The organism is Nesterenkonia massiliensis (assembly GCF_000455245.1).
GTDB classification, from domain to species: Bacteria; Actinomycetota; Actinomycetes; order Actinomycetales; family Micrococcaceae; genus Nesterenkonia; species Nesterenkonia rhizosphaerae.
The window spans coordinates 118,842-143,404 of sequence record NZ_HG005169.1 but is presented as its reverse complement, the minus strand read 5'-3'; the positions used below and the strand labels follow the sequence as shown (position 1 = coordinate 143,404).

Genomic DNA, 24,563 nt, shown 5'->3' with positions numbered 1-24,563 from the left:
GCTTGGACGACGAAAATGAGACCAACTAGCGCCGGGAGAGCAGCAGAGAGCAGGAAAAGTCGTTCCGAACCCGTCTCCTCCGACCGTGGCTCTGTTTCGATCTCCAGGTCCTGATGAGCTGAGGTTTCTTCAGTTGTCATGCAAATCGACTCCCAGGTCTTGGACGAGCTGCACATAACCATCAGTGCGCTCCACGATGTTCTCAGCGGCCTCGGGCCCGGCGTCGAGCTCCAATTCCATAGCCCATTGGTCCAGGGTGGCGAGCGCCTCTTCGCTCTGGGCCGCCTCCTGTCCCAAACGCTCCAGGAGTTCACGGACCTCTTCGTCCATACCTGGAGGACCCACGAACACACGGCGTTGCTGCAGATCCATATCGAATCCCAGCTCCTGGGCGGTCGGGACGTCTGGGAAAGCCTCGTTGCGCTCAGTACCCAAGACCACCAGGGGAATCAGGTCCCCAGCCTCCACGTCTGGTATCAGTTCCCCGGGGTGAGCGGCACCGATGGGCAACTGTCCGCCCAACACTGCGGTCTTAGCGGGACCGCCACCTTCAAAGGGAACCTCCACTACACGAGTGGGCAGGTGCTCCATGAAGAGCATCAACCCAGTCCCGGTGGTAGTTCCGGGACCGGCAGACGCGAAGTGGATAACCTCTTGATCCAGTTCGAGGAGGTCCTGTGCGTTTTCTATCCCGGCTTCCGGGCTCGCGTACACGACAACATCTTCGACCGTGATGCCGCTGATGACCGTAAAGTCTTCAACACCCAACGGGTTGTTCTCCTCGACGGTGAGGCCTCGAACCTCCAGGACGTTGCCCGGAAGCAATCCGATGCGGTACGGATCGTCAGCGTCGGCGATCAGGCGCATTCCAATGGTCGAACCCGCACCGGGCTTATTGACCGGAGTGACGTTGACATCCAGTTCGTCCTGAAGCCCCTGGGCAATGATCCGCGAGAGCGTGTCGTGACTTCCACCCGGCGCGGTGGGGATGATGAATTCAATATCTTGACTGGGGAACTCTCCCCCAGCACCTGCTGCGTGAAGCATGGTGCCGTGGCCACACGCCGTGAGACTTACTACCGCGGTACCTGCGGCGACGGCACCGAGGAAACGTCGTCGAGAGATTCTGCGCTGCATGCGCACCCTCCTCTCTTCAGATAGACAGAAGGGCCCGGCCGCCGTTGGCTCAGAGCTCGCTCCTGTGACAGTGATCACGTGGTATGCGTCATACTAAAGAGGCGGAACGATGCCTGTCTAACATCCGAACTGCATCAAATGATACCCTTCAGACATGAGCTACACCCTGGATCAGGTCCGCTGCTTTGTCGCCGTCGCCGAGGAGTTGCATTTCGGTCATGCGGCAGAGCGGCTCAACATGACTCAACCCCCGTTGAGCCGCCAGATTCAGAAGCTGGAGAAGAGCCTCGGGGTGGTGCTGCTCGACCGCACCAACAGATCCGTGCGCCTGACCGCCGGCGGCGAAGCTTTCCTGGAGAATGCACATCGCCTACTGACTCTCGCGGATGAAGCACCTTCGGCAGCGTTACGCGCCGCTGAGGGGGAAACTGGGCTGCTGCGCCTGGGCTTCACCACGACGTCGAGCTTTGATGCCCTGAATGCCTTCCTGGCCCTCATGGACCGCGTGGCTCCGGATGTCACCGTCGATATGCATGAGCTCGTGACACGGGACCAGGTACGGATGCTCCAGGAGCACCAGCTCGACCTGAGCCTTGGACGCCCCTCAGGGATTCCCGAGGATATTCACACGTTGCAGGTTCTAGAGGAGGACCTTGTCCTGGCCGTCCCTGCGGGACACGAACTAACCCGTCGGCCCCTCCCCTTGGACCCCGAGGACCTTGGTGGACAGGCGCTGATCATGCACTCTCCCCTCACCGCGCAGTACTTCCATCACCTGGTCACGCGTATAGCACCAATCAGGGAGGGGCGCGTAGTCCATCAGGCCTCGCAGGTGCTGACGATCCTGTCTCTGGTCAGAGCACGTCGAGGAATCGCGTTCGTACCAGCTTCGACCCAACAGGTTCACCTATCCGGGGTGACGTACCTGCCTCTGCACGACACCACACGCACAAAAGTCGAACTCCATGCTCTGTGGTCTCCGACGAACACCAATCCCATCATGGCGAAACTGCTCAGCCACCTTAAACAAACGGGGCTTGGATTGATGTCGCCGTAGTGTGGTCAGCCGCGCGGGCGCATGCGGCTGCTGGGAAGCTCCGGTGCCGGCAGAGGCGCGGCCTGACCCGGAGGGAAGTCCCCGAACTGCGGGAAGGGCCTGCCGTCGTCGTAGGCGGTTCCGGCGAGCGCATCGCGCAGCTCACCGTGCACGGGGTCTCCGAGTGCGCCAGCTTCCACGGTGACCTCCTCCTCGCTGCCGTCGGGGTGCGCGGCGGTCTCCGTGTCCTTGCCCACCGACGACGACGGCGCCTCGCCCCCGTGCAGCCCCAGTCGCTGCGCCAGCGGTGAGTCCTCGCCGGGAGCTTCAAAGCCCATCTCGGCTTGGTAGGCCGCGCGGTAGGCCGCGATCTCCTCGTGGGAGCGGCCGATGAAGTTCCACCACATCACGATCTGCTCCCCCAGCGGCTCACCCCCGATCAGAAGCGCCAGGACCGGCTCCTCCCCCGCTGTGACACGCAGGCTGGTGGCCCCCGTCTCGACCACGGCCAGGTGATCAGGGGGAACCTCGCACCCGTTGAACTTCACAGCGCCGCTGACGTGCAGCAGTGCATGTTCATGGCCCGCGGGCACGTCGATGTCCAGGACTGTGCCGGGCTCCAAGCGCAGCTCCGCGCCGGTGAGCGGAATATAGGTCTTCACGGGTGAGCGGTGTCCCAGGAGATCTCCGACAAAGACCTTGGCCTGCCAGCCCTCTCCGGCAACAGGTTCGGGATGGTGGGTCTCCAGGGAGGGCTCCACAAAGCGGTGCTCGTCCGGGAACGCGTACCACAGCTGAGCCCCGTGGAGGATCTTGGTGTCGGCACTGGAGTACTCGGAGTGGCTGATGCCGCGTCCGGCGTTCATCATGGCCACATCACCCGGCCGGACGGTGGCCCAGTTGCCGGCGGAGTCCATATGGTCGATGCGCCCCGAGAACAACCAGGAGCAGGTGGCCAGCCCCGTGTGGGGATGACGGGGAACGCGCATCGGGGTGGCCTCGGTGAGGTCATCGGGACCGTAGAAGTCCAGGAAGCACCACGCGCCGACTAATGAACGCGCCCGCTGCGGCAGCGTGCGCCGGACGTTCATGGCTCGCGGCCCGCCCAAGGGCACATCGCGAGGTTCCAGCAGCTGCACGCCTGATTCGGTGCGGGTGACGCCGTCGCGCAGCCCGCTGCTAGAGCTGGCGGGGCCGTCGTCGTCGCTCCGTCCACGGGAGTCATACGTGTAGGGGCCGTTGATGCAGATCTGCTCCTGCAGCTGTTCCTTCACCGGGGCGTCACTCATGTCCTCATTCTTTCAATCGTGAAGGAAATAAGAAACGGCGGTGCAGGAGAGACTTCATCCATACACCGCCGTCCGCGCTGCAGCTCAGGCATTCCGCTGCAGCGTCACTCAGACGCCATAGTCGATGACAACGCGCCCGTCGATCTTGCCGTGATGCATCTCATCGAAGACGGCGTTGATATCCCCCAGAGGCCGCTTGGAGTACGTCGGGTGGATCAGCCCTCGAGCGTAGAAGTCCAGCGCCTCCTCCATGTCCTGCCGGGTCCCGACAATGGACCCTCGAATGGTCAGGCCTTTAAGCACAATGTCGAAGATCGGGGCCGGGAACTCTCCGGGAGGAAGCCCGTTGAAGACAATGGTGCCTCCACGCCGGGTCATGGCAATGGCCTGACCGAAGGCGCTGGGGTGAACAGCTGTCACCAAGACGCCGTGGGCCCCGCCGACCTTCTGCTGGATCTCATGGGCCGGGTCCACGCCCATAGCGTTGAGCGTGATCTCGGCTCCGTGTTTCTCGGCGAGTGCCAGCTTGTCATCCGCGATGTCCACGGCAATAACGCGCATCCCCATCGCGACGGCGTACTGGACGGCGATATGACCCAGTCCCCCGATCCCGGAGATCACGACCCACTGGCCTGGTCGCACGTCGGTGACTTTCAGGCCCTTGTACACCGTCACACCCGCGCAGAGAACCGGGGCAATCTCATGCGGGTCCGAACCTTCAGGGATCACGGCAGCAAACCGAGCGTCAACAAGCATGTACTGCCCGAAGGACCCGTCTGTGGAGTACCCGCCGTTGGTCTGAGCCTCACACAGAGTCTCCCATCCAGTGCGGCAGTATTCACAGGACCCGCATGCGCTCCAGAGCCACGCATTCCCGACCAGCTGTCCCTCTTTGAGCTCCGTGACGCCTTCTCCCAGCTTCTCCACGACTCCGACCCCCTCGTGGCCGGGGATGAACGGGGGCGTAGGCTTCACCGGCCAGTCACCTTCGGCAGCATGGAGGTCGGTGTGGCACACTCCCGAGGCGATGAGCCGGACACGAACCTGGCCGGGGCCCGGTTCGGGAAGGGGATAGTCGGTGATGTTCAGCTCTTTACCGAAGTCCTCGACGACGGCGGCGGTCATGGTGCTCATAATCTCTCCCTGATCAGTGCGGCCCGGGCCGCAACCGGTAGATGCACCAGCGACGCTAGTCACTCCCGGGTTGCATCACCGTTGCATGCGGGCCACGAGAGCGGCTCGCTGAGGAGAATCCGCCGGGAGGACTCGCAGCGCGGTGTAGATGACCTCCTCGTCATCGGCAGCCTCGGGCAGCTGGAGGTACCGCCACAGCTCCTGCGGAGTGCCGTCGGATAACACCGCTTCCCGAAGCTCAACGGAAAGCTGGCGCCGCAGGTCCACCACTCCGGGGGCCTCAGAGGCCGGAAGCAGCGGCCCCCCGTAGATATCCAGGGCCAGCTGCCGTTGTCCGGTGACCAGGGCCTGGTGCACCAGGACCGCGTCCAGCTCCACGGGGCGATCAAGGCGATAGGGCTTGGAAACCAGATCCGCTCCCCCCGCCGCGGGAGTCGTCCTGAGCATTCGACGCAGGCGCACGACTTCGGCACGCAGTGTCACCTCGTGACCGGGCTCGCCGAACAAAAGCTCCGCAAGTTCCCCGCAGCTAAGCCCCGTGCCCAGCTGCGGCCCCCCGTGCCACGCCAGCAGGGTCAGAATCTCCGCGTGCCGCAGGCCAAGACGCACTCGCTCTGAGGCCGTTCCCATCAGCGGCATGGTGGTGCCCAGAGTGATGAGCTGAGTCAGTCCTGAATCCGCGGGCAGCACTTTCAGCTCTGCCTCAGCGGCCGAGATCGCGGCGTAGATCAGGGGCAGTGAGTGTGTGGCCACGGCCTTCTCGTCCCCGGTCAGATCAACCACCCCGAGGATAGCCCCGGTATGAGGGTTGCGGATCGGCGCAGCAGAACAAGAGAACTGATGCGCCGAGAGGGCGAAGTGCTCCTCCTGGTGAACTTGCGCCTCGCCCGGTGGCCAGGGCGACGCCGGGAGCAGACGTCCCAATGGCCTGCTCGGACCACCGCGCACCGGGCTGGAAGGCCGAGGACTCGGCGCGGCGCAGCGCCCCCCGGTCGCCGTCGACCCAGAGGAGCCGGCCTTCAGCGTCGCCGATGGCCACGATCAGTCCCGCTTCCGCCGCCGGGCGAATGAGCAGCTGATCAAAGACGGGAAGCACCAAACGCAGCGGATGCGCCTGCCGGATCTCAACGAGGTCATCCTCAGGGAGCTCCACCGGGGCCTGCGCGGCACCGGGATCACTGAGAAACGCCGCCGATCGACGCCACGATTCACGCAGCTCCGGTCTGAGATTCCCCCAGGTGCTGGGCTCGTCGGGGACGGCCTTCATGGTCACTCCTTCACCTTTGAAGAGTGTGCGTTACATCACATAGTAGGTCGCAAGCGTGCCTCCTGGCTATGCAACGTGACTGCACCCCCGCCGGACCTACCGTGAGGCCATACCGCGATGCAGATCACACACGCAGACTCATCGGAGGTTGTCATGACCATCTATTCACAGCCAGGCACCGAAGGCAGCATTGTGACCTTCAAGGAGCGCTACGAGAACTTCATCGGAGGCGCATGGGTCGCCCCGGTGAAGGGGCAGTACTTTGAGAACCCGTCCCCTGTCACCGGCAAGCCCTTTACCGAGATCCCCAGATCCACCGCTGAGGACATTGAGCTGGCCCTGGACGCTGCCCATAAGGCAGCTCCGGCCTGGGGCAAGACCTCGGTGGCAGACCGCGCCGTGGTACTGAACCGCATCGCCGACCGCATTGAGGAGAACCTCGAGATGCTGGCCGTGGCCGAGACCTGGGAGAACGGCAAGCCGGTCCGGGAGACGCTGGCCGCCGACCTGCCTCTGGCGGTGGACCACTACCGGTACTTCGCCGGGGCCATCCGGGCGCAGGAGGGCGGAATCAGCGAGATCGACCACGACACCGTGGCCTACCACTTCCACGAGCCGCTAGGGGTCGTCGGACAGATCATCCCCTGGAACTTCCCGCTCCTGATGGCGACGTGGAAGCTGGCTCCTGCCCTGGCCGCTGGCAATGCCGTGGTGCTCAAACCCGCTGAACAGACGCCCACCACCATCCTGCTGCTGATGGAACTCATCGCCGACCTGCTCCCCGAGGGCGTGGTGAACGTGGTCAACGGCTTCGGCGCGGAGGCAGGGGCACCGCTGGCCTCCAGCCCCAGGATCCGCAAGATCGCGTTCACCGGTGAGACCACCACCGGCCGGCTCATTATGCAGAACGCCTCGCAGAACCTCATCCCCGTGACCCTGGAACTGGGCGGCAAGAGCCCCAACATCTTCTTCGAAGACGTGGCACGCGCCGACGACGCCTTCTACGACAAAGCCCTCGAAGGCTTCACAATGTTCGCCCTCAACCAGGGCGAAGTCTGCACCTGCCCCTCCCGAGCCCTGATCCAGAGCAGCATCCTCGACGACTTCCTCGAGGCCGCCGTGGAACGCACCCGGGCCGTGGTCCAGGGCAATCCGCTGGACACCGACACCCAAGTGGGGGCCCAGGCCAGCAATGATCAGCTGGAGAAGATCCTCAGTTACCTGGACATCGGACAACAGGAGGGCGCTGAAGTCCTCATCGGAGGTGCCCGGGCCGACCTCGGCGGCGATCTTTCAGAGGGTTATTACGTCCAACCCACCATTTTCCGGGGCAGCAACAGCATGCGCGTCTTCCAGGAGGAGATCTTCGGGCCGGTGGTCTCCGTGACAGGATTCTCCGACTACGACGAGGCCATCTCGATCGCCAACGACACCCTCTACGGTCTGGGAGCCGGCGTGTGGTCGCGTGAGGCGAACCTCGCCTACCGTGCCGGACGAGACATCCAGGCCGGGCGCGTGTGGACCAACTGCTACCACCAGTACCCCGCACATGCCGCCTTCGGAGGCTACAAGCAGTCCGGCATCGGCAGGGAGATGCCATCTCATGATGCTCTCCCACTACCAGCAGACCAAGAACCTCTTGGTCAGTTATTCGGCCAACAAGCTCGGGTTCTTCTAAAACCAGCCGGGCACCGACCGTCCATCGGACGATGAAGGAGTCAGCCATGGGCGCCGAACGAGTCGCCATCACCGAACAGGCCGCTGCCCTGCTGAGGCAGCTGCGCGAGGAGCACAACAAGCCCCTCATGTTTCACCAGTCCGGCGGCTGCTGCGACGGTTCGGCGCCCATGTGCTACACCCAGGGCACCTTCCTCACCGGGGCCGCCGACGTCCTGCTCGGGGAGCTGGAGCCGGGCACCCCCGAGCCGGTGCCGGTGTGGATCTCCCGCAGTCAGTACGAGTACTGGTCCCACACCCACATCACCATCGACGTCACGGAGGGACGCGGGCGGCTTCAGCATTGAAGGACCCACCGGTCGCCGGTTCATCATCCGTTCCCGTCTTTTCACCGAGGATGAGCTCCAGCGCTTGAAACCGGTGACCTCCGGTTAGACCCACGTGGCGGCCTTGGTTGGGCAGCGCTCCTTCACTGTTGCGCATCAGGCGCCAGTCCTGTGGAATCAAGTGAGACGTCGTCGCCCCACCACCTGCCGGAGGAAGAACAGCCATGTCCGATCACCTCCCGCTCTTTGAGGACGCAGACATTCGCCGTGTGCTCTGTGTCGTCGCCCATCCTGACGATATGGAATACGGAGGCTCGGCCGCCGCAGCCCGGTGGACTGCCCGCGGCATCGAGGTCTCCTACCTTTTACTGACCGCCGGCGAGGCCGGTATGCGCTCCCGAGATCCCGAAGAGGTCGCCACGCTGCGCGCCGCAGAGCAGCGAGACGCCTGCGAGGCGGTGGGCGTTACGGATCTGAGCATCCTCGACTTCCCCGATGGCTTGTTGGAGCCCAGCCTCCAAGTGCGCAGGGCGATCGCCCGCCGCATTCGCCAGACCCGGCCCGACGTCGTCCTCACCCAGACCTGGGAGCTCGAGGTCGGATGGGGGCTCAACCATGCTGATCACAGGGCCACGGGCATCGCCACCGTGGACGCCATGCGCGACGCCGACAATCCCTGGGTCCACCGGGACCTCGCGGAGCAGGAAGGGCTCGAGCCCTGGGGAGCGGCGTGGCTGCTGGTCCACGGCGCAGAGCCGACCCATCTCATCGACGTCACCGGGGAGCCCCTCCAGCGCGGCATCGCCTCTTTGGCGGCGCATCGCGAGTACATCGCCGAATTGGGCGGGGACTTCGATCCCCGCAGCATGCTCGAAGGCATGAGCGCCGAGTTCGCCCAGCGCACCGCCGAGCCGGGCGTCGAGCACGCCATTGGGGTCGCGGTGCACCGCATGGTGTGACGCTCCTGGGCTTCACCATCGGAAGCACCACAGAGGCCCAGCAGACAGCAGCTGTGCGCCGCGCCTGCTGGGCCTCTGTGTCAGAGACGGTCAGGGATCAGTCGTCGGTGACGGTGACCTTCACGTCGATGTTGCCGCGGGTGGCCTTGGAGTAGGGGCAGAAGGCGTGGGCCTTGTCGCCCAGCTCCTGAGCCTGCTCCTTGTCCAGGTGGGGAAGAAGCACCTCAATCTCCACGGCCAGGCCGAACCCGCCGTCGTCGTCCTTACCGATGGAGGCCTTCACGCCCACGGCGGAGTCCGTGACATCAACACCGGAGTCACCGGCGATCTTGCGCAGCGCCCCGTGGAAGCAGGCTGCATAGCCGGCGGCGAAGAGCTGCTCCGGGTTGGCGCCCTGGCCGGATCCGCCGAGAGCCTCAGGGGCTGCCAGCTGGAAATCGACGGTGCCATCAGCGGTCTTGGTGCGGCCATTACGGCCATCGCCGGTAGCCAGGGCCTCAGCGGTGTAGAGAACTTCAACAGCCATGGTGGTGCTCCTTCTGCTCGCTTCAATGGGGACGACGGCGCCATGCTCACCGCTGGCGTCGCGCGTTTCTTACAACACCACACTCTGCTCGCACTGGCTAGACATCAGCTGGAGAATTCACCTGTAGCGCACTCACCGCGTCGCCAGCTGCCGATGGTGTCCTACCCCGGCCGCAGCGGTGGCAGAATAGGGCACCTATGCGTAACGACAATGCCCGCTGGCTATCCGCCGGCGACCCTTCTCTTATCGCCTCATCTTTGACCGAACGCTTTGCACAGCAGTTCGGGCGGGAAGCAGCAGGGGTCTGGTTCGCTCCCGGCCGGGCGAACCTCAACGGAGAACATATCGACTTCCACGGCGGGCGCTGCCTGCCCATGGCGCTGCCCCACGGCACCTATGTGGCCGCGGCGCCGCGTACAGACGGCCTGCTGCGGCTGCGCACCCTGGATATCAATCTGGACGAGGGCGTCATCGAAATCCCCGCCGGCCAGACCGGACCAAAGAAGGACGACGGCGAGTCAGTGGGCTCCACCGCCACCTGGACTCAGTACGTCTCAGGTGTCCTCTGGGCGCTGCAGCAGTTAGACGATGAGCATTCCGAGCTGCGCCCGGCCTCGGATTTCGGTGCTGACCTGTTGATTCGCACCACACTGCCGATCGGTGCCGGGCTGTCCTCATCAGCCTCCTTAGAGTGTGCCGCCGCGCTTGCCTTTGTGGCCGTGGGCACCCAGACCGGTGAGGAGAATGAAGGCGCAGAACTCACCCGGGCGCTGAGCGACCAGCAGCGCGCAGTGCTCGCTGAAGCCTGCATTCGTGCTGAGGTAGAAGTGGTGGGAGCAGGCACCGGCGGGCTGGATCAGACCACCAGCATGCGCGGAGCCGAGGGCAAACTGCTGTCTCTGGACTGTCGGGATTTCAGCCTCAAGCGCCTGGATATCTCCTTCCTGCTGCGCGGCTATCGGTTTATTGCTGTTGACACCGGTCAGCCGCATCAGCTGGCAGCCAGCGCCTTCGGGGACCGCCGCGCGGAGTCCGAGGCAGCTGCGGATCTGCTGGGTGTGAAGCGGCTGCGGGATGCGCTGCCGAGCACCTGCCGCAAGATAGACGTTGAAGAAGTTTTAGAGGAGTTCGATCGGCTCAGTGCGGGCCGCGCGGAGATCAACGGCTTTGACACCGCGGCCTGCCGACGTCGGCTGGGCCATGCGGTCACCGAAATGGTGCGTTCGGAGAAGATCCACAGCCTACTCACCGGCGAGGCCCACGGGGTGGATCACACCGCCACAATGATCGGGGATGCCATGACGGCCGGGCACACCAGCATGCGCGAATCGGCGGAGGTCAGTTTCGAGCTTGCCGACCGGGTAGTGGACACCGCCCTGGCCCAGGGAGCTGTGGGCGCCCGGCTGATCGGCGGCGGCTTCGGCGGTTCGGTACTGACCTTGGTGTCCAAGGACAATGCTGTTGAGATGATCGAGGCTGTTGCCGGGCTCTCTCCGAGTATCCGCTTCCTGGAGGTCACCCCCTCCGCGGCCGCCCACGCGGTGTAACGCTTAAGCAGCCGACGCCGGCGCGGACCTAAGCTTCAGTACATGACCACAGAGACCCGTCGTGTGCTGCTGACCGGATTCGAGGCCTTCGGAGGCCTGGACTACAACCCCTCCTGGGATGTTGCTCAGGAGGTCGCCCGACGAGCCCGCCTGCAGGAGCTGACCACTCAGCAGGAGCACAGCGGCGTCGTCGTCAGCACGGCGTGCCTTCCTGTGGAGTTCGACCGCGCCGGGGATGTCCTCAAAGCCGCTATCGCCGATCAGCAGCCGGATATGGTCATCAGCCTCGGTCTGGCGGCCGGCACCGACGCCCTGCGCCTGGAACGGGTGGGACTGAACCTGCGGGATGCCCGCATCCCGGACAATGCCGGCAATCAGCCCGACGACGCCCCCGTGGTGCCGGGTGCAGACACCGCCCTGTTCTCCACCTTGCGGCTTAAAGCAGCACAACGTCGGATCGCTGAAGCCGGGTTCCCCGTGCAGCTGTCCACCAGCGCAGGCACCTACGTCTGCAATGACGTCCTCTACACACTGCTGCATCACCTGATTGCCACCGAACAGCAGATTCCTGCCGGGTTCCTTCACGTGCCGGACCTGCACGCGCACAGCGCCCCACTGACCGTCTCAGAAGCGGCAACCGCGGTGGATCTGCTGATGGCTGAGTCCTTCGTCACAGCTGAAGACGAGGCCCGGCCCGCAGGCTCGTTGCACTGACCAGCACAGCGTCCAGGAAGGGCAGAAAGTGGAGGCAAAGGTCGACGCTGCGCACAGGTCACTTCCAGAGTTGGTGCTTACAGTCGATAGGCAGGAAGGACGAGACTATGACCCAAATCCGCCACCGCGCGGATGACCGGTTCTAGGCTTTTCCTCAGCAAGTCCATTGATCCGATCGACCAGCGAGGTCTTCATGACGTCACAGGAATCAGGACCGGGAAATACACCTTTCCAGTTCAGGTCCCCCCGCGGTGACGAGGAGCATGACATCCGCCCCAGAGATCCGGATGACCTTGGAGTCTCCGCCTCCAACCGGGCAGTCGGTATCACCCTTGCCGTTGGCATCGGGATGATGCTGCTGATCCTCATGCTCCCCTACATCGGCGGATAAGTATCACTATCAGCGCAGTACACACGCCCGGCGGCGATACGCTTAAGGGCGATGAGCAAGAACCAAAAATCCACGACGACGGCCCGGAGGCCAGCTGGCAGATCCAGCTCTAGTCGTCCTCCGGCGAAGAAGACCCCCGCCCCACGCAGCCGCTCATCACAGGCCCCTCGCAAAGGGGCCTCGTCGAAGAAACCCGCGGCGCAGAGCCAGTCTCAGCGACCCCAGCAGCAGAGACACAGGGCTCAGAAGCAGGGCAAGAAGTCCCGCCAGCACCTCGGCAGCAAAGCACCCAGAACAAGCAAAGCACCCAGAACACCGCAGACCACCAGCCACGCCCCCACCCGCGGGCAGACTGTGGCACGCGGTTCGCTACAGGCGGGGCGCTATCTCTGGGCAATAGTGACCGGCTTGGTCATCGCCGCACTGCTTTTTGAGCCCACCTGGTCCTGGATGGTCGGGGTAGGGGTCTTCTTCCTGGCCGCCGGTGAATTCAGCGGCCTGTGGATGCTGGTCTCCGGCTACATCATGGCCTGCACCCCGGCAGCCTTCGGGCTACTCATCGCCACCGGGCGCTTCTGGCTTTCGCTGACCCACTCACTGTGGATCGGCGCGGTCTACCTAGTGGTCGGCTTCCTGCTGCTGGACCGCATCCTCGGGGTGTTGGGCGGCGGCCTCTAGGCACCGTCGCCTCCGTTGCGCGCGCCGGGTCAGGGCTAGAAATCCCGCGCCATGTCCTGGAATCGGGCGTAATGACCCTGGAACGCCACCACAATGTCGCGGGTGGGCCCATTACGGTTCTTCGCCACAATGATGTCAGCCTCCCCGGCACGCTCGGTCTCCTTGTCATAGACCTCAGGCCGGTGCAGCAGGATCACCATATCGGCGTCCTGCTCAATGGACCCTGACTCGCGCAGGTCAGAGACCTGCGGTTTCTTATCCGGGCGAGATTCCGACCCACGGTTCAGCTGTGACAGCGCAATAATCGGCACGTCCAGCTCCTTAGCCAGCAGCTTCAGGGTTCGGGAGAACTCACTGACCTCCTGCTGGCGTGATTCCACACGCTTCCCCGAGCTCAGCAGCTGCAAATAGTCCAGCACTACCAGCTTCAGATTGTTGCGCTGCTTCAGGCGCCGGCACTTAGCGCGGATCTCCATCAGCGACATATTCGGTGAATCGTCAATAAACAGCGGAACCGAGTCCAGCTTGTCTACCGCCTGAGAGATCTTCTCCCAGTCGCTGTCCTGCAGATTGCCCTTGCGCAGATCACCGAAGAGCACCCGGGACTCTGCCGAGAGCAATCGGGTGGCGATCTCATTGCGGCCCATCTCCAGGGAGAAGAACGCGGCGGCCATGCCGTTGTTCACCGCAGCAGAGCGGGCAAAGTCCAGGGCCAGAGTGGACTTGCCCATTGCCGGACGTGCTGCCACCACAATCATCTGCCCGCCATGGAAACCATGGGTCAGTTCATCCAGTTCGCGGAACCCCGTGGGAATACCAGTGAGCGAACCATCATGGGCAGCATTGGTCTCAATCTCATCGATGGTGGGCGCCAGCACCTCGGAGAGCCGGACATAATCCTCGCTCTGCCGGTTCTCCGCCACGTTATAGATCTCAGACTGCGCCTCGTTAACAATGGCGTCCACCTCGCCGTCGGCGCTATGGCCCAGCTGCACAATCTTTGTGCCAGCTTCTACCAGCCGGCGCAGGATGGCTCGCTCACGCACGATTTCCGCGTAGAACGCCGCATTGGCGGCGGTGGGCACCGACTGCGCCAGATTATGCAGATACGCCGGACCGCCCACGCGCTGCAGCTGCTGACGCTTATTGAGGTGATCAGAGATGGTGACGACGTCGGCGGGCTCGCCTCGTCCATAGAGGTCAACGATCGCCTCGTAGATCATCTCGTGCGCAGGGCGGTAGAAGTCGCGTCCGCGCAGGATCTCCACCACATCAGCGATGGCGTCCTTGGAGAGCATCATGCCGCCGAGGACCGACTGTTCAGCCACCATGTCCTGCGGGGGCGTGCGGGATTCGGCGCCGGCTCCGGTGCTGGGGTCGTAGGTATCCATCGTCACCCGTTAAGGGTACCGGTCCTACGCCGAATCCAGGCCCCGCTCCAATGGCGCCCGCAGTCCGTAGACCAGTCCCGCCAGCCACGTCCGCATGGCCCGCCTGGCCTGCCGCGTATTGGGGTAGCGGCAGCGCAGATGCAGCCCGGATCCGTTGATGACAAACCAGATCATCACCCCGTCAGTGCGGATCACCGCCGAGACGTGCTGGGGGTTGAGCTCCTCGTCAACATTGACCGGCAGCTTCCGGTGATCCAGCCAGGACATGGCGAACATCCCCGGGGTCTGCGGCATACCCCCGTAGGGGCGCATAATCGGTGCCAGCGGGTAGGAGCCCAGCTTGATGGCTTCCTTCACCGCTGAGTAGCAGGCACTGTAGTCCTCGTCGTCGTTCTCCAACACGGAGTTGGTGATGAACCAGCCCACTGAGTTGAACCAGCGGGGGTTCTCCCGGGAGTGGACCGGAAAGACGGCCCGGAATGGGCAGCCGCTGAGCTCGCGGGCCAGCCTGGTCATCACCGAGATGGCGACGGCGATCAGTCGCACTCCGTGGGAGGCGGCGTACGCCTCCAGATAGGCCAGCTCCTCGGCATCAAAGACGTCGCGGATCTCCACCATCTCATCCACTGGGGTGGAGAGATCCCCCAGGTTCAGCGGGAAGGTCGGCATCGCGTCACCACCGGCTTCGAGGATCTCCTGCCAGCGGCTGAGCACCTGTTGCGGCGGCAGCGGCTTCTCATCCAGAAGCGCCGAATGATCACTGAAAGCTTCGGCCTCGGGCAGCTGCGCTCCGGGTTCGCGCCCGGCTAAGAGGTCTTCCACCATGGCCGAGAGGTCTCGGGCCAGCACCAGCAGGGACCAGGCATCCACATGGGCGTGATCTGCTCCGATGACGATCTGCGGCGGCTTGAGCTGATCCGGATCCTCGATCACGCACAACCGGTAGCTGGGCTGACCGAAAGGGTCACAGACCGCGTCAAAGTGAGCTCGAAGGGCTGCACGGATCTGCTCAGCGGACATCACAGCCTCGGGCTCCGCGGACCCCCCTGCAGCCTGGTGAGAACCGGCGCTGGTGAAGCCTGCAGCGACCGGGCTTGGCTCTGGCTTCAGCTGCTGCCAATCGCCTGCGCGCACGCTGACTGGGGAGAGGTTCAGTTCGGTCTCGGCCCCAGCGTTGGTCGCTGCATCGGTGCGGTCGGCAGGTGCCGGCGTCGTCTTCCAGGTGAAGACGCTGCGCAGCGTGCCGTGCCGTGCGATCACATGCTGCCAGGCTACGGCAATGATGTGCCGGTCGGCGACCTGCGGCAGGAAGAAGGCCACTGCCATCCACGAGCCGGGCCGCGAACCGAAGCCCACATGCCGGGCCTGATCGAAGGAGACCGGCAGGTGCGCGGCCTGGTCATCTAAAAACGCAGGGTGCACCGTCATGCTGCAGCTGAACAGCATTCCGGGCTGCACGTGCATCTGGGAGACATTGGTCAGCCGCATAGGCGTAGTGTAGATGCGTATCTGCAACGGCAGGTGTCAATTGGGAAACCTCCAGGTAACAGGGCCTGTTGAGGATGCGAAGCGCATAAAGGTGGACGAGCGGCTGTGGCCATATTCCAGACTGTCGGGGCAAAGCTTGCCTATGAGGTCACCGGGGAGGGCCCGCTTTTTGTGCAGATGCACGGCCTGACCTCCAGTGCCTGGCGTGAGCATCGTGCCGGGCTGGATATGACCGCCGACCTCAAGGGTTTTCGCGTGCTGCGCTATGACGCTCGCGGCCATGGTTCTTCAACCGGTCGCCCGGTCCCTCAGGATTACCTCTGGTCCCAGCTGGCAGAGGATCTGCTTGCACTCCTTGATGAGGTCGCCCCCGGCGAGAAGGTCCATACTGCAGGTCCCTCGATGGGCACTGCCACCCAGCTCTATGCCGCACTTGCCGATCCTGATCGTTTCGCCACGCTGACCCTGCTGGTGCCACCCACCGCCTGGGGAACCCGAGCACCTCAGGCTGAGTCCTATCTGAAGTCAGCCCAGCTGGTGGAGGATCATGGCATCGGTGCCTTTGTGAGGGTCGGGGCAAGTGTGCTGCCACCTCCGGCGCTGGCCGATCGCCCCAAAGAGCGCGTTCCTGCGGTGAGCCAGGAATTACTGCCGTCGATATTCCGCGGAGCCGCTCAGACAGATTTACCAGCAAAGGCGCAGGTCGCTTCGCTGCGCCTTCCAGTGGAGATCCTTGCCTGGGTTGATGATCATGCTCACCCGGTGTCTACAGCAGAGGAACTGCACCGGCTGATCCCGGGTTCACATTTGAGCATCGCCGAAACCCCTGAAGATCTGGAGAGCTGGCCGAGTCGGGTGGCACGTTTTGTTTCCCGGCACCGGGGCCAACAACCGTAAGGAGCGCGACGACGCAGCGCGGTGGACGGGACCGGATCGCCGGACTGGCGCATACGCGGTACCGGCAGGATCACGACGACTGCCGTGATCCCCTTCCCATTGCCGGTTCCGGCGATCCGATCCTGGGGGAGCAGGTGCAAACTTCAACCCCCGCTCGCCCTGTCCCTGGAGAGAACGGCAGGGCAGCCGCGAAGCGTGACCTGCCCTGTTTTCTCAGCCCGACAGCCCGCTGGCCGCCGGTAGTGATATGGATGAGCGCTGGGCGTACCCAGCCAATACCCACATCAAGTGCGAGCCCTAGTGAGCTCTGCCAGGAACTGCAGTGACATTCGCCATACAGCACCATGGTCCTCCAGGGACGCTTCACACTGTATGGCCCCGGCAACCCTGGAGCAATACCCTTCTTCACACGCCCTGTGGATAAAGTGTGGACTCCGCGGCGTGTCCTGTGCAGAACCTGAGGGTAACTCTGTGGATATCCACTGACCGTGTTATCTCATCCCGGCCTGAATAGGGGTTATGCAGCGACACACCTGTGAATTAATTATCTTTTTGTGGAGATTTCAGCGCTTTAGACAGGGTTGCTGTTAACTCCCTGTTGTGTGTATAGACACTTTTCTGGGCTAATTTTCCACAGGTTGTCCACAGGGGTGAAAATTGCACGGGCGTAGTTTCGCGCCAGCACTGGCCTCCACTTCCAACACTAGGCACTCCACGCTACGTGAGGTAGACTTAGTTAAAATTTGAAAGATTCGTACGACCCGGCCACGGTCAACTCAGGGAGCGGCTATGCAGTTCGGCATTTTTTCCATCGGTGACGTCACCCCGGATCCCACGACCGGCCGTGTCCCCACTGAACATGAGCGCATTGAGGCCACTGTGGCCATCGCAAAGAAGGCCGAAGAGGTTGGCTTTGATGTCTTCGCCATCGGGCAGCATCACAATCCCCCGTTCATTGCGCCTGCTAACCCGCCCATCTTCATGGCGTACATAGCGGCTCAGACTGAGCGCATCATCCTCTCCACGGCAACCACGCTGATCACCACCACAGATCCGGTACGCCTGGCCGAAGATTATGCTTACGCGCAGCATCTCAGCGGCGGACGCATCGACCTCACGCTGGGACGTGGCAATACCGGTCCGGTCTATCCGTGGTTCGGCAAAGACATCCGGGCGGGTATTCCGCTGGCCGTGGAGAACTATGCACTGCTGCATAGGCTCTGGCGTGAGACTGAGGTGAACTGGCAGGGCAGGTACCGGACTCCTTTGCAGGACTTCACCTCCACCCCCCGGCCGCTGGATGACACCCCGCCCTTCGTCTGGCACGGTTCCATCCGCTCCCCGGAGATCGCAGAGCAAGCCGCCTATTACGGTGACGGCTTCTTCCACAACAATATTTTCTGGAACAAGGAACACACCGGACGGATGGTGGACCTTTACCGGCAGCGCTTTGAGCACTACGGGCACGGCACCGCTGAGCAGGCCATCGTGGGCCTGGGCGGCCAGGTGTTCATGCGCCGGAACTCCCAGGACGCGGTGCGCGAGTTCCGTCCGTACTTCGACAACGCTCCGGTCTACGGCGGGGGCCCCTCGCTGGAGGATTTCACCGAGATGACACCCTTGACCGTGGGCACCCCGGAACAGGTCATCGAAAAGACCCTGAGCTTCAGCGACTACGCCGGGCATTATCAGCGTCAGTTGTTCCTCATCGATCACGCTGGGCTGCCGCTGAAGACTGTCCTGGAACAGATCGATATGCTCGGCGAAGAAGTAGTCCCGGTGCTGCGCCGCGAGGTCGCCGCCCGCCAGCCTGCAGGTACACCGCAGGCGCCCACACATGAGGCACTGAAACAGCGCCGCGCAGCTGGCCGTGAACCGATACCCGGCGGCAATCAGAACGACGACGCCAGCTAGTCCAGGACGTCGCCGGCTCCCTCAGTTAGTGTGTCAAGCCACGCTCGAGTGGACGATTTGCTGATGTTTCGGTGACACAGAACGCAGCAAATCGTCCACTGGAAGGGTTCAGCGCAGAGCGCTGAATCAGTCGCTGGGTCGGCCTTGGTGCAGGTTGTCTGCAATATCCACCCGGTCACTGGCCATCAGGTGCAGCCCGAAGTCATCGGTGAGCCGTTTGAACATCTCGACGCCCTGAACGCTGTTGCCTTCGTCATTGAGCCGCGGGGCAAAGGAGGCCAGCCCCAGCTGCCCGGGCAGCACGCCGATGATGCCGCCTGAGACTCCCGATTTGGCGGGAATGCCGATCTCAGCCAGCCAGCGGCCCGAGGCGTCATACATGCCGCAGGTGGCCATCACGCTCAGCGTCTGGCGCGCTGCTCTGGCCGAAATCACGCGTGTGCCGCTTTCAGGGTGCACGCCGTTATTCGCCAGAGTCGCTGCCATGCGGGCAATGTCCTGAACAGTCACCAGAACAGCGCATTGGTCGATGTATCCGCGCACCACATGAGCAGGTGCTGCGTCAAACACGTGGTGGGTGCGCAGCATGTGGGCGATCGCGAAGTTCCGGTAGCCCTCTTCGTACTCTTCATCGGCAGTGGCCCAGTCCACCTGGAGCCGACGCCCGGCGAACGCGGAGAGTCCGGCGATGATGCGTGCGGTACGACGTCGTACCTCGTCGGTGCGTCCTGCCCGTGAGGCTGTCTCAGGGAGCACGGTCGGCTCTCCGTGGGCACCGCTGATCAGCTGATGAGTGGCGATTGCCCCGGCGTTGATCATCGGGTTCAGCGGACGCCCTGTACCCCCTTCGAGGGAAAGCTCGTTGAAGGCTTCCCCTGAGGGCTCCATACCCACTGCCTGTTGCACGCCGTCGTGTCCGATCTCATCAAGAGCCATGGCGTACACAAAGGGCTTGGAGATGGACTGGATAGTGAACAGGTGCTCCCGGTCCCCAGCCGCGTATTCAGCCCCGGCGGCCGTCACCACAGCCAGAGCGTGGCGCACGGGTTCCGCGTCTGACTGTTCTTCGTCGGACTGTTCTTCGCCTGACTGCGAGCTTTGCTGCTCGCCCTCGGCTGACTCGCTGCCTTCAGTATCAGCCAGTTCGGCCTCGCTGGGCACGTGTCCGGACTCATCCTCACCGCAGTCAGCCAGGACCTGAGCCAAATAGCGTTCTACCGGGTCCTGTTCCTGGGTATCCGTCATAGGCCTACCCTAACGAGGCTGCCTGTGGGCATAGGCAAAGCGGCCCCGGAGAGTAATTCTCCGGGACCGCTTTGACCAGCTTGTGCTGTGGTCTGCTGAAGCCTTCAGGCTCCAGCTGCGCCTTACTTGGCGGGGATGACCTGCAGCTGAAGAGCTGCGGTGACATCGGCGTGCAGCTTCACCGTGGCGGTGTAGCTGCCCACTGCCTTGATCCGCTCGGGGATCTCCACAGTGCGGCGGTCGATGGCACCCAGGCCTGCGGCCTCGACAGCCTCGGCAACCTGAGCGGCACCCACGGTGCCGAAGAGGCGGCCGGACTCACCGGTCTTGACGCTGATCTTCACCGGCTGAGCCTGCAGCTTCTCTGCGATCTGCTGGGCTTCCTCGACGGTAGCGATCTCGCGAGCCTTACGTGCAGCGCGCATGCGCTCCACGTCCTTCTCGCCGCCCTTGGTCCAGGTCTGTGCGTAGCCGCGCGGCAGCAGGTAGTTGCGCGCGTAACCGTCCTTGACCTCGACGACGTCGCCAGGGGCACCGAGGCCGGTCACTTCCTGAGTCAGGATGAGCTTTGCCATATCAGTAGTTCCTTTCCTTCCCGGTCCGGGATCAGCCGCGGCCTGCGCCGGAGTACGGCAGCAGAGCCACCTCGCGGGCGTTCTTGATCGCCTGGGCGATCTTGCGCTGCTCCTGGACGGAGACGCCGGTCACACGGCGTGCACGGATCTTGCCTCGGTCGGAAATGAACTTCCGCAGCAGGGCGGTGTCTTTGTAGTCAATGACCTTGATGTCAGCAGCCTTCAGCGGGTTCGCCTTGGGCTTGGGCTTCTTCAGTTCAGCCTTTGCCATCGTGGTGCTCCTTCTCATATGTGGAGCCCGCAGCCCTCACGGGCGCGGGATGGTGGATATGTGGTGTGTTGTGTGAGCCGCTTAGAACGGTGGCTCGTCGTTGCTGGGGGTGTCCCAGCCCCCGGAGGAGGGCTGGCCTCCCCATGGGTCTGGCTGTCCGCCGCCCTGTGCTCCCCATCCGCCGGACTGCTGGCCGCCGTAGGAGTCTCCTCCTCCGAAGCCGCCGCCTGCGGGGGCACCGCCGCCGAAGCCCTGGCCGCCGGGGCGACCCTGGCCTCCCTGGCCGCCCTGACGCTGGACCTGAGCAGTAGCGAAACGCAGCGAGGGGCCGATCTCATCGACATCGAGCTCCCAAGAGGTGCGCTTCTCACCCTCTTTGGTCTCAAAGCTGCGGGCCTTCAGCCGGCCCTGGGCGATCACGCGGGTTCCCTTGGTCAGCGACTCCGCTGCGTTCTCAGCAGCTTCGCGCCAGAGCGAGCAACGCACAAAGAGGGTCTCCCCGTCCTTGAATTCGTTGCTCTGGCGGTCGAAGAACCGCGGTGTTGAGGCGATCACGAAGTTGGAGACCGCTGCACCGGAAGGGGTGAAGCGGAGCTCGGGATCTGCCGTCAGATTTCCGACGACGGTGATAATCGTTTCGCCTGCCATGGGGGTGCTCCTTGCGTGATGTACCTATGTGGGGAATTTAGGGGTGAAAGATCAGCTGTCGATCTTCTGATCCTCAGGGCGGATGATCTTGGTGCGCAGAATGGTCTCATTCAGACGCAGCAGACGATCCAGCTCCTTGGCGGAATCAGGGGTGGAGTGGAAGTTGACGACGGCGTAGATCGCCTCGGTCTTCTTCTGAATCTCGTAAGCCAGCTGGCGACGTCCCCAGACGTCGATCTCCTCAACGGAGCCGCCGTCCTTCTTGACGATTTCCATATACTTGCCGAGAGTCGGCTCCACGGTGCGCTCATCCACCTCGGGGTCGACGAGCACCATCAGTTCATAGTGACGCATGTGTGAACCCACCTCCTTCGGTCTTGCGGTCACGGGATTTCCGTAACAGGAGGTTCAATAATCACGTCGTGTGCGTATGGACGCACAACTCATAAAGTCTACTACACGCACCACCACTGGCTCCAAGGGCGGTGGAGCCCTCCCAGCGGTGCCTAGACGCTGAGCTCAGTAGTGAAGAAGCTGGCCACCGCATCACGCAGGTAGGCGACGTCGTGAACCCCGCACATTTCACGAGCCGAATGCATGCTCAGCAGTGCAATGCCCACATCTACAGTGCGGATTCCAAGCCGGGTGGCGGTGATGGGGCCGATAGTGGAACCACATGGGATGTCGTTATTAGAGACGAACTCTTGGGTCGGCACCGACGCCGCGCGGCAAACCTGAGCCCACATGGCAGCACCGGGGGCGTCTGTGGTGTAGCGCTGATTAGCGTTGATCTTCAGCAGCGGGCCCGAGTTCGGCAACGGACGGTTAGCCGGATCGTGGCGTTCGGAATAGTTCGGGTGCACCGCGTGCCCGGCGTCGGAGCTTAAGTGCCAGGATCCAGCCAATGCCTGAGCGCGTTGGGTGACCGTAGCCCCGAGTCCCTCGTAGATCCGCCCCAGCACCTCTTCCAGGAACGGGCCGGCAGCACCGGAGCGGGAGGCTGAGCCGAGCTCTTCATGATCAAAAGCCGCAAGCATGGGGATGACCGCACCGTCTGCGGCCGCATCCGCCACGTCCAGCAGAGCCTGGAGCCCCGCGAAGACCGAGGAGAGGTTATCGAGTCGTCCAGAAGCGAAGAACTCCCCGGCGGCACCGAACCGCGCGGGCACCTGCGCGTCTGCCACCACGACGTCGTAGCCGTCGATCTCCTCAGCGCGGACACCGGCGGCTTCAGCCACCACCTGCAGGACGTCTGCCTCAGCCGCCTGCTCGGCGCTGCCGGCCAGGCCCAGAATCGGCATGGTGTGCTGCTGTTTGCCCAGCTTCAGCCCCTCATTGACCTGCCGGTCGAGGTGAATGGCCAGCTGCGGGATGCGCGCTACCGGGTGTGTGGCTGCCAAGTGAGTGGCGCCGTCGCTGGTGACCAGACGCCCTGCCAGGCGCAGCTCACGGTCCAGCCAGGAGTTCAGCAGCGGCCCGCCGTAGACCTCCATGCCGGCCTGCAACCAGCCGGCCTTGATCACCGTGGATTTGGGCTTGAGCTTAAAGCCGGGAGAATCGGTATGAGCACCCAGAATGCGCAGCGCAGTAGTGGGGCCCGCGTTCTCGGGCACCACCCAGGCCAGCACCGCGCCGTCGCGGACCACCACATAGCGCCCAGGCGCAGCTGGCCAGTCCTGATGCTCCCCCAGCTGGGTGAAGCCTGCGCTGACCAACGTCGCCGCTGTCACTTCTGCAGCGTGATAGGAGGACGGGGACTCCATGACGAATCTCCCGAGCTTCTGAATCAGCTCATCTGCGGGCAGCGCAGCCGGGTTCAGGTCATCTGTGCTCATGGTCACCACCCTATGACAAGCGCCGCTACTGCTGCTCGGGCCCTACGAGGCCTGACTGGTAGACGTAGACCACCGCCTGCACCCGGTCGCGCAGCTGCAGCTTGGTCAGTATCCGGCGTACATGGGTCTTCACGGTGGCCTCGGAGAGGAAGAAGCGGCTGGCGATCTCTGCATTGGACAGCCCCTCAGCCACCGCGAACAGCACCTCGGTCTCGCGTGTCGTCAGTGGTTCCCGGGTGATGCCGTCGCTCAGCGCGGCGGAGACCTGCGCGCCTGTGGGGGTCCCGGGGGCCGCAGAGCGTGCTTGCGTGCCTTCGAGCTGCGGGGCGGCCTTAAGCGCCGGAACATCCGGACCTCCGGCTTGAGCCAGCCCGCCGGCAGCATTGCCCTGCCGCAGGTAGACCTCCAACAGCCGCTGGGTGATCCGCGGGGCCACCACTGCGTCCCCGGAGGCCACCACGCGCACCGCATTGGCCAGCTCGGCTGGTTCAACATCTTTGAGCAGGAAGGCGCTGGCTCCTGCCTGCAGCCCGGAGAAGGCGTATTCGTCCAGATCAAAGGTGGTCAGGATGATGACCTTGGTCTCGGCCCAGCGTTCCACTACAGCGGCGGTTGCCTCGATCCCGTCCATCCGCGGCATCCGCACATCCATGAGGACGACGTCGGGGCGCGCGTCTCCCAGCGAGTCGATAGTCTCCAGCGCCTCGGCGCCGTCGGCGGCTTCGGCCACCACTTCCAGGTCCTCCTCACCTTCGAGGATGAGCCGGAAGCCCATGCGCAGCAGATGCTGATCATCTACCAGCATGACTTTGATCGGTTCGCTCACTGTGCCTTCTCACTTTCTGCCAATGATTCGGTTCGCTTGGCGCTGCTGGCTTTGCCCACCGGCGGCTCGAGCACCGCACGCACGTTCCAGCCGCGATACTTGCCTGGTCCGGCGTAGACCGAGCCGTTGTAGAAGCCTGCACGCTCCTGCATGCCTTTGATCCCGAGCCCGGAGCCCACTGATTCCTGCGCTCCTGAAGGCAGCAGCGCGCCGTCGTCGCTGACTGAGATGATCACTTTGGGGCTTCCGGCAAGTCCCAGAGCCTCCTGCTCCTTCTCGGAGAATCCTTGGGCTTTAAGCTGCTCGCGCTCTTCGGCGCTGGTGACCGGGACATGCTCAATGCTGACCTGAACATCGGTGATCTGCTTGCCGTAGCGCAGCACATTGGTCAGTGACTCCTGCAGGATTCGGTGCACTGTAAGCCCGAAGGCCGCGTCATCCGGCAGTGCCGGACCAGTGGTGGTCACCGTCAGCGGCATTCCGGCCTGCCGGAATCCTTCGTAGAGCTCCTCCAGGGATTCGTGGATGGGTCGCCGAGCCTGGGCGACATCTTCGCCCTTCTTCAGCACCCCGATCACTCGGCGCATATCCGCCAAGGCACCGCGTCCTGTGGAGGACAATTCGTCGAGCACCTCACCGGCGCGTTCGGGGTTCTTGCGCATCACCACCCTGGCACCATCGGCCAGCGAGATCATCACCGAGAGGGAGTGAGCGACGACGTCGTGCATCTCCCGGGCGATCCGGTTGCGCTCACCGACCTGCGCCAGCTCGTGGGAACGCCGCGCCCAGTCC

Annotated in this window: 24 protein-coding genes and 2 pseudogenes; 10 read left to right on the top strand and 16 right to left on the bottom strand. The window is 63.6% G+C overall.

From position 1 onward, the window contains the following. Positions 1-129: 129 nt before the first annotated feature. Positions 130-1,137, bottom strand: a complete 1,008-nt coding sequence (locus TX78_RS09230) for a Bug family tripartite tricarboxylate transporter substrate binding protein (RefSeq protein ID WP_081652706.1) — start codon at positions 1,135-1,137, stop codon at positions 130-132. Positions 1,138-1,291: 154 nt separating this feature from the next. Between TX78_RS09230 and TX78_RS09225 the strand changes: the two genes are divergently transcribed. Then, complete coding sequence (locus tag TX78_RS09225; RefSeq protein ID WP_044495673.1) at positions 1,292-2,194, top strand: LysR family transcriptional regulator; 903 nt, start codon at positions 1,292-1,294, stop codon at positions 2,192-2,194. A gap of 5 nt (positions 2,195-2,199) precedes the next feature. Here TX78_RS09225 and TX78_RS09220 read toward each other — a convergent pair whose 3' ends face one another. From TX78_RS09220 to TX78_RS12725, 4 genes are all read right to left on the bottom strand, one after another. Continuing rightward, a complete protein-coding gene (locus TX78_RS09220) occupies positions 2,200-3,462 on the bottom strand; it encodes a pirin family protein (RefSeq protein ID WP_049897735.1) in 1,263 nt (420 codons plus the stop codon). Between the two features lie 108 nt (positions 3,463-3,570). Further along, entirely contained in the window at positions 3,571-4,596 is a 1,026-nt protein-coding gene (adhP, locus tag TX78_RS09215; RefSeq protein ID WP_044495672.1) for an alcohol dehydrogenase AdhP, read from the bottom strand. A gap of 75 nt (positions 4,597-4,671) precedes the next feature. After that, entirely contained in the window at positions 4,672-5,379 is a 708-nt protein-coding gene (locus TX78_RS12730; RefSeq protein WP_147640463.1) for a hypothetical protein, read from the bottom strand. Further along, positions 5,372-5,863, bottom strand: a complete 492-nt coding sequence (locus TX78_RS12725) for a hypothetical protein (RefSeq protein WP_049897732.1) — start codon at positions 5,861-5,863, stop codon at positions 5,372-5,374. Before TX78_RS12725 ends, TX78_RS12730 begins: the two co-directional genes overlap by 8 nt. 153 nt (positions 5,864-6,016) lie before the next feature. Between TX78_RS12725 and adh the strand changes: the two are divergent. The 3 genes and pseudogenes from adh (at position 6,017) to TX78_RS09195 (ending at position 8,825) form a co-directional block, all read left to right on the top strand. Beyond that, positions 6,017-7,541, top strand: a pseudogene (gene adh, locus TX78_RS09205) (aldehyde dehydrogenase). A 31-nt stretch (positions 7,542-7,572) separates the two neighbouring features. Next, a pseudogene (locus TX78_RS09200) lies at positions 7,573-7,975 on the top strand (DUF779 domain-containing protein). 115 nt (positions 7,976-8,090) lie between these two features. Next, positions 8,091-8,825: a PIG-L deacetylase family protein gene (locus tag TX78_RS09195; protein WP_044495670.1), complete on the top strand. Its 735-nt coding sequence runs from the start codon at positions 8,091-8,093 to the stop codon at positions 8,823-8,825. A 97-nt stretch (positions 8,826-8,922) separates the two neighbouring features. On the opposite strand, the gene TX78_RS09190 is transcribed toward TX78_RS09195, so the two are convergent. Next, positions 8,923-9,351 carry an organic hydroperoxide resistance protein gene (locus TX78_RS09190; protein ID WP_044495669.1) on the bottom strand — a complete coding sequence of 143 codons (429 nt, stop codon included), beginning with the start codon at positions 9,349-9,351 and terminating at the stop codon, positions 8,923-8,925. A 197-nt stretch (positions 9,352-9,548) separates the two neighbouring features. On the opposite strand from TX78_RS09190, the gene TX78_RS09185 reads away from it, so the two are divergent. The 4 genes from TX78_RS09185 (at position 9,549) to TX78_RS09170 (ending at position 12,681) form a co-directional block, all read left to right on the top strand. Beyond that, positions 9,549-10,898: a galactokinase gene (locus TX78_RS09185; protein WP_049897730.1), complete on the top strand. Its 1,350-nt coding sequence runs from the start codon at positions 9,549-9,551 to the stop codon at positions 10,896-10,898. A 42-nt stretch (positions 10,899-10,940) separates the two neighbouring features. Further along, positions 10,941-11,612, top strand: coding sequence for a pyroglutamyl-peptidase I family protein (locus TX78_RS09180; protein ID WP_044495668.1), 672 nt, complete (start codon positions 10,941-10,943; stop codon positions 11,610-11,612). 193 nt (positions 11,613-11,805) lie between these two features. Further along, positions 11,806-12,003, top strand: coding sequence for a hypothetical protein (locus tag TX78_RS09175; protein WP_147640462.1), 198 nt, complete (start codon positions 11,806-11,808; stop codon positions 12,001-12,003). A 354-nt stretch (positions 12,004-12,357) separates the two neighbouring features. Then, positions 12,358-12,681: a hypothetical protein gene (locus tag TX78_RS09170; protein WP_158644325.1), complete on the top strand. Its 324-nt coding sequence runs from the start codon at positions 12,358-12,360 to the stop codon at positions 12,679-12,681. A 35-nt stretch (positions 12,682-12,716) separates the two neighbouring features. On the opposite strand, the gene dnaB is transcribed toward TX78_RS09170, so the two are convergent. Both dnaB and TX78_RS09160 read right to left on the bottom strand, forming a co-directional pair. Then, complete coding sequence (gene dnaB / locus TX78_RS09165) at positions 12,717-14,072, bottom strand: replicative DNA helicase (RefSeq protein WP_081652705.1); 1,356 nt, start codon at positions 14,070-14,072, stop codon at positions 12,717-12,719. Positions 14,073-14,096: 24 nt separating this feature from the next. Beyond that, entirely contained in the window at positions 14,097-15,560 is a 1,464-nt protein-coding gene (locus TX78_RS09160) for a condensation domain-containing protein (RefSeq protein ID WP_049897728.1), read from the bottom strand. Positions 15,561-15,665: 105 nt separating this feature from the next. Between TX78_RS09160 and TX78_RS09155 the strand changes: the two genes are divergently transcribed. Further along, positions 15,666-16,457, top strand: coding sequence for an alpha/beta fold hydrolase (locus tag TX78_RS09155; RefSeq protein WP_044495660.1), 792 nt, complete (start codon positions 15,666-15,668; stop codon positions 16,455-16,457). 789 nt (positions 16,458-17,246) lie between these two features. Next, positions 17,247-18,371, top strand: a complete 1,125-nt coding sequence (locus TX78_RS09150; RefSeq protein ID WP_044495659.1) for an LLM class flavin-dependent oxidoreductase — start codon at positions 17,247-17,249, stop codon at positions 18,369-18,371. Positions 18,372-18,497: 126 nt separating this feature from the next. On the opposite strand, the gene glsA is transcribed toward TX78_RS09150, so the two are convergent. The 8 genes from glsA to TX78_RS13260 form a co-directional block, all read right to left on the bottom strand. Further along, on the bottom strand, positions 18,498-19,616 hold the full coding sequence (gene glsA / locus TX78_RS09145; RefSeq protein ID WP_049897727.1) for a glutaminase A: 1,119 nt from the start codon (positions 19,614-19,616) through the stop codon (positions 18,498-18,500). Positions 19,617-19,738: 122 nt separating this feature from the next. After that, complete coding sequence (gene rplI, locus TX78_RS09140) at positions 19,739-20,191, bottom strand: 50S ribosomal protein L9 (RefSeq protein ID WP_044495658.1); 453 nt, start codon at positions 20,189-20,191, stop codon at positions 19,739-19,741. A gap of 31 nt (positions 20,192-20,222) precedes the next feature. Continuing rightward, a complete protein-coding gene (gene rpsR, locus TX78_RS09135; RefSeq protein ID WP_044495657.1) occupies positions 20,223-20,462 on the bottom strand; it encodes a 30S ribosomal protein S18 in 240 nt (79 codons plus the stop codon). An 81-nt stretch (positions 20,463-20,543) separates the two neighbouring features. Beyond that, a complete protein-coding gene (locus tag TX78_RS09130; protein WP_044495655.1) occupies positions 20,544-21,110 on the bottom strand; it encodes a single-stranded DNA-binding protein in 567 nt (188 codons plus the stop codon). A 51-nt stretch (positions 21,111-21,161) separates the two neighbouring features. Further along, positions 21,162-21,464 carry a 30S ribosomal protein S6 gene (gene rpsF, locus TX78_RS09125; RefSeq protein WP_044495651.1) on the bottom strand — a complete coding sequence of 101 codons (303 nt, stop codon included), beginning with the start codon at positions 21,462-21,464 and terminating at the stop codon, positions 21,162-21,164. A 152-nt stretch (positions 21,465-21,616) separates the two neighbouring features. Further along, a complete protein-coding gene (locus TX78_RS09120; RefSeq protein WP_044495843.1) occupies positions 21,617-22,945 on the bottom strand; it encodes a M18 family aminopeptidase in 1,329 nt (442 codons plus the stop codon). Between the two features lie 25 nt (positions 22,946-22,970). Continuing rightward, complete coding sequence (locus TX78_RS09115; RefSeq protein ID WP_044495840.1) at positions 22,971-23,750, bottom strand: response regulator transcription factor; 780 nt, start codon at positions 23,748-23,750, stop codon at positions 22,971-22,973. A gap of 17 nt (positions 23,751-23,767) precedes the next feature. Next, positions 23,768-24,563: sensor histidine kinase (locus TX78_RS13260; protein ID WP_233722223.1), on the bottom strand; the 796-nt coding region annotated here is incomplete at its 5' end.

What these genes read in the sequence shown, in the direction of transcription:
- TX78_RS09230 (WP_081652706.1), bottom strand. Translation starts at nt 1,137, where the DNA reads ATGCAGCGCAGAATCTCTCGACGACGTTTCCTCGGTGCCGTCGCCGCA.
- TX78_RS09225 (WP_044495673.1), top strand. Translation starts at nt 1,292, where the DNA reads ATGAGCTACACCCTGGATCAGGTCCGCTGCTTTGTCGCCGTCGCCGAG.
- TX78_RS09220 (WP_049897735.1), bottom strand. Translation starts at nt 3,462, where the DNA reads ATGAGTGACGCCCCGGTGAAGGAACAGCTGCAGGAGCAGATCTGCATC.
- adhP (WP_044495672.1), bottom strand. Translation starts at nt 4,596, where the DNA reads ATGAGCACCATGACCGCCGCCGTCGTCGAGGACTTCGGTAAAGAGCTG.
- TX78_RS12725 (WP_049897732.1), bottom strand. Translation starts at nt 5,863, where the DNA reads ATGAAGGCCGTCCCCGACGAGCCCAGCACCTGGGGGAATCTCAGACCG.
- TX78_RS09195 (WP_044495670.1), top strand. Translation starts at nt 8,091, where the DNA reads ATGTCCGATCACCTCCCGCTCTTTGAGGACGCAGACATTCGCCGTGTG.
- TX78_RS09190 (WP_044495669.1), bottom strand. Translation starts at nt 9,351, where the DNA reads ATGGCTGTTGAAGTTCTCTACACCGCTGAGGCCCTGGCTACCGGCGAT.
- TX78_RS09185 (WP_049897730.1), top strand. Translation starts at nt 9,549, where the DNA reads ATGCGTAACGACAATGCCCGCTGGCTATCCGCCGGCGACCCTTCTCTT.
- TX78_RS09180 (WP_044495668.1), top strand. Translation starts at nt 10,941, where the DNA reads ATGACCACAGAGACCCGTCGTGTGCTGCTGACCGGATTCGAGGCCTTC.
- TX78_RS09175 (WP_147640462.1), top strand. Translation starts at nt 11,806, where the DNA reads ATGACGTCACAGGAATCAGGACCGGGAAATACACCTTTCCAGTTCAGG.
- dnaB (WP_081652705.1), bottom strand. Translation starts at nt 14,072, where the DNA reads ATGGATACCTACGACCCCAGCACCGGAGCCGGCGCCGAATCCCGCACG.
- TX78_RS09160 (WP_049897728.1), bottom strand. Translation starts at nt 15,560, where the DNA reads ATGCGGCTGACCAATGTCTCCCAGATGCACGTGCAGCCCGGAATGCTG.
- TX78_RS09150 (WP_044495659.1), top strand. Translation starts at nt 17,247, where the DNA reads ATGCAGTTCGGCATTTTTTCCATCGGTGACGTCACCCCGGATCCCACG.
- glsA (WP_049897727.1), bottom strand. Translation starts at nt 19,616, where the DNA reads ATGACGGATACCCAGGAACAGGACCCGGTAGAACGCTATTTGGCTCAG.
- rplI (WP_044495658.1), bottom strand. Translation starts at nt 20,191, where the DNA reads ATGGCAAAGCTCATCCTGACTCAGGAAGTGACCGGCCTCGGTGCCCCT.
- rpsR (WP_044495657.1), bottom strand. Translation starts at nt 20,462, where the DNA reads ATGGCAAAGGCTGAACTGAAGAAGCCCAAGCCCAAGGCGAACCCGCTG.
- TX78_RS09130 (WP_044495655.1), bottom strand. Translation starts at nt 21,110, where the DNA reads ATGGCAGGCGAAACGATTATCACCGTCGTCGGAAATCTGACGGCAGAT.
- rpsF (WP_044495651.1), bottom strand. Translation starts at nt 21,464, where the DNA reads ATGCGTCACTATGAACTGATGGTGCTCGTCGACCCCGAGGTGGATGAG.
- TX78_RS09120 (WP_044495843.1), bottom strand. Translation starts at nt 22,945, where the DNA reads ATGAGCACAGATGACCTGAACCCGGCTGCGCTGCCCGCAGATGAGCTG.
- TX78_RS09115 (WP_044495840.1), bottom strand. Translation starts at nt 23,750, where the DNA reads ATGCTGGTAGATGATCAGCATCTGCTGCGCATGGGCTTCCGGCTCATC.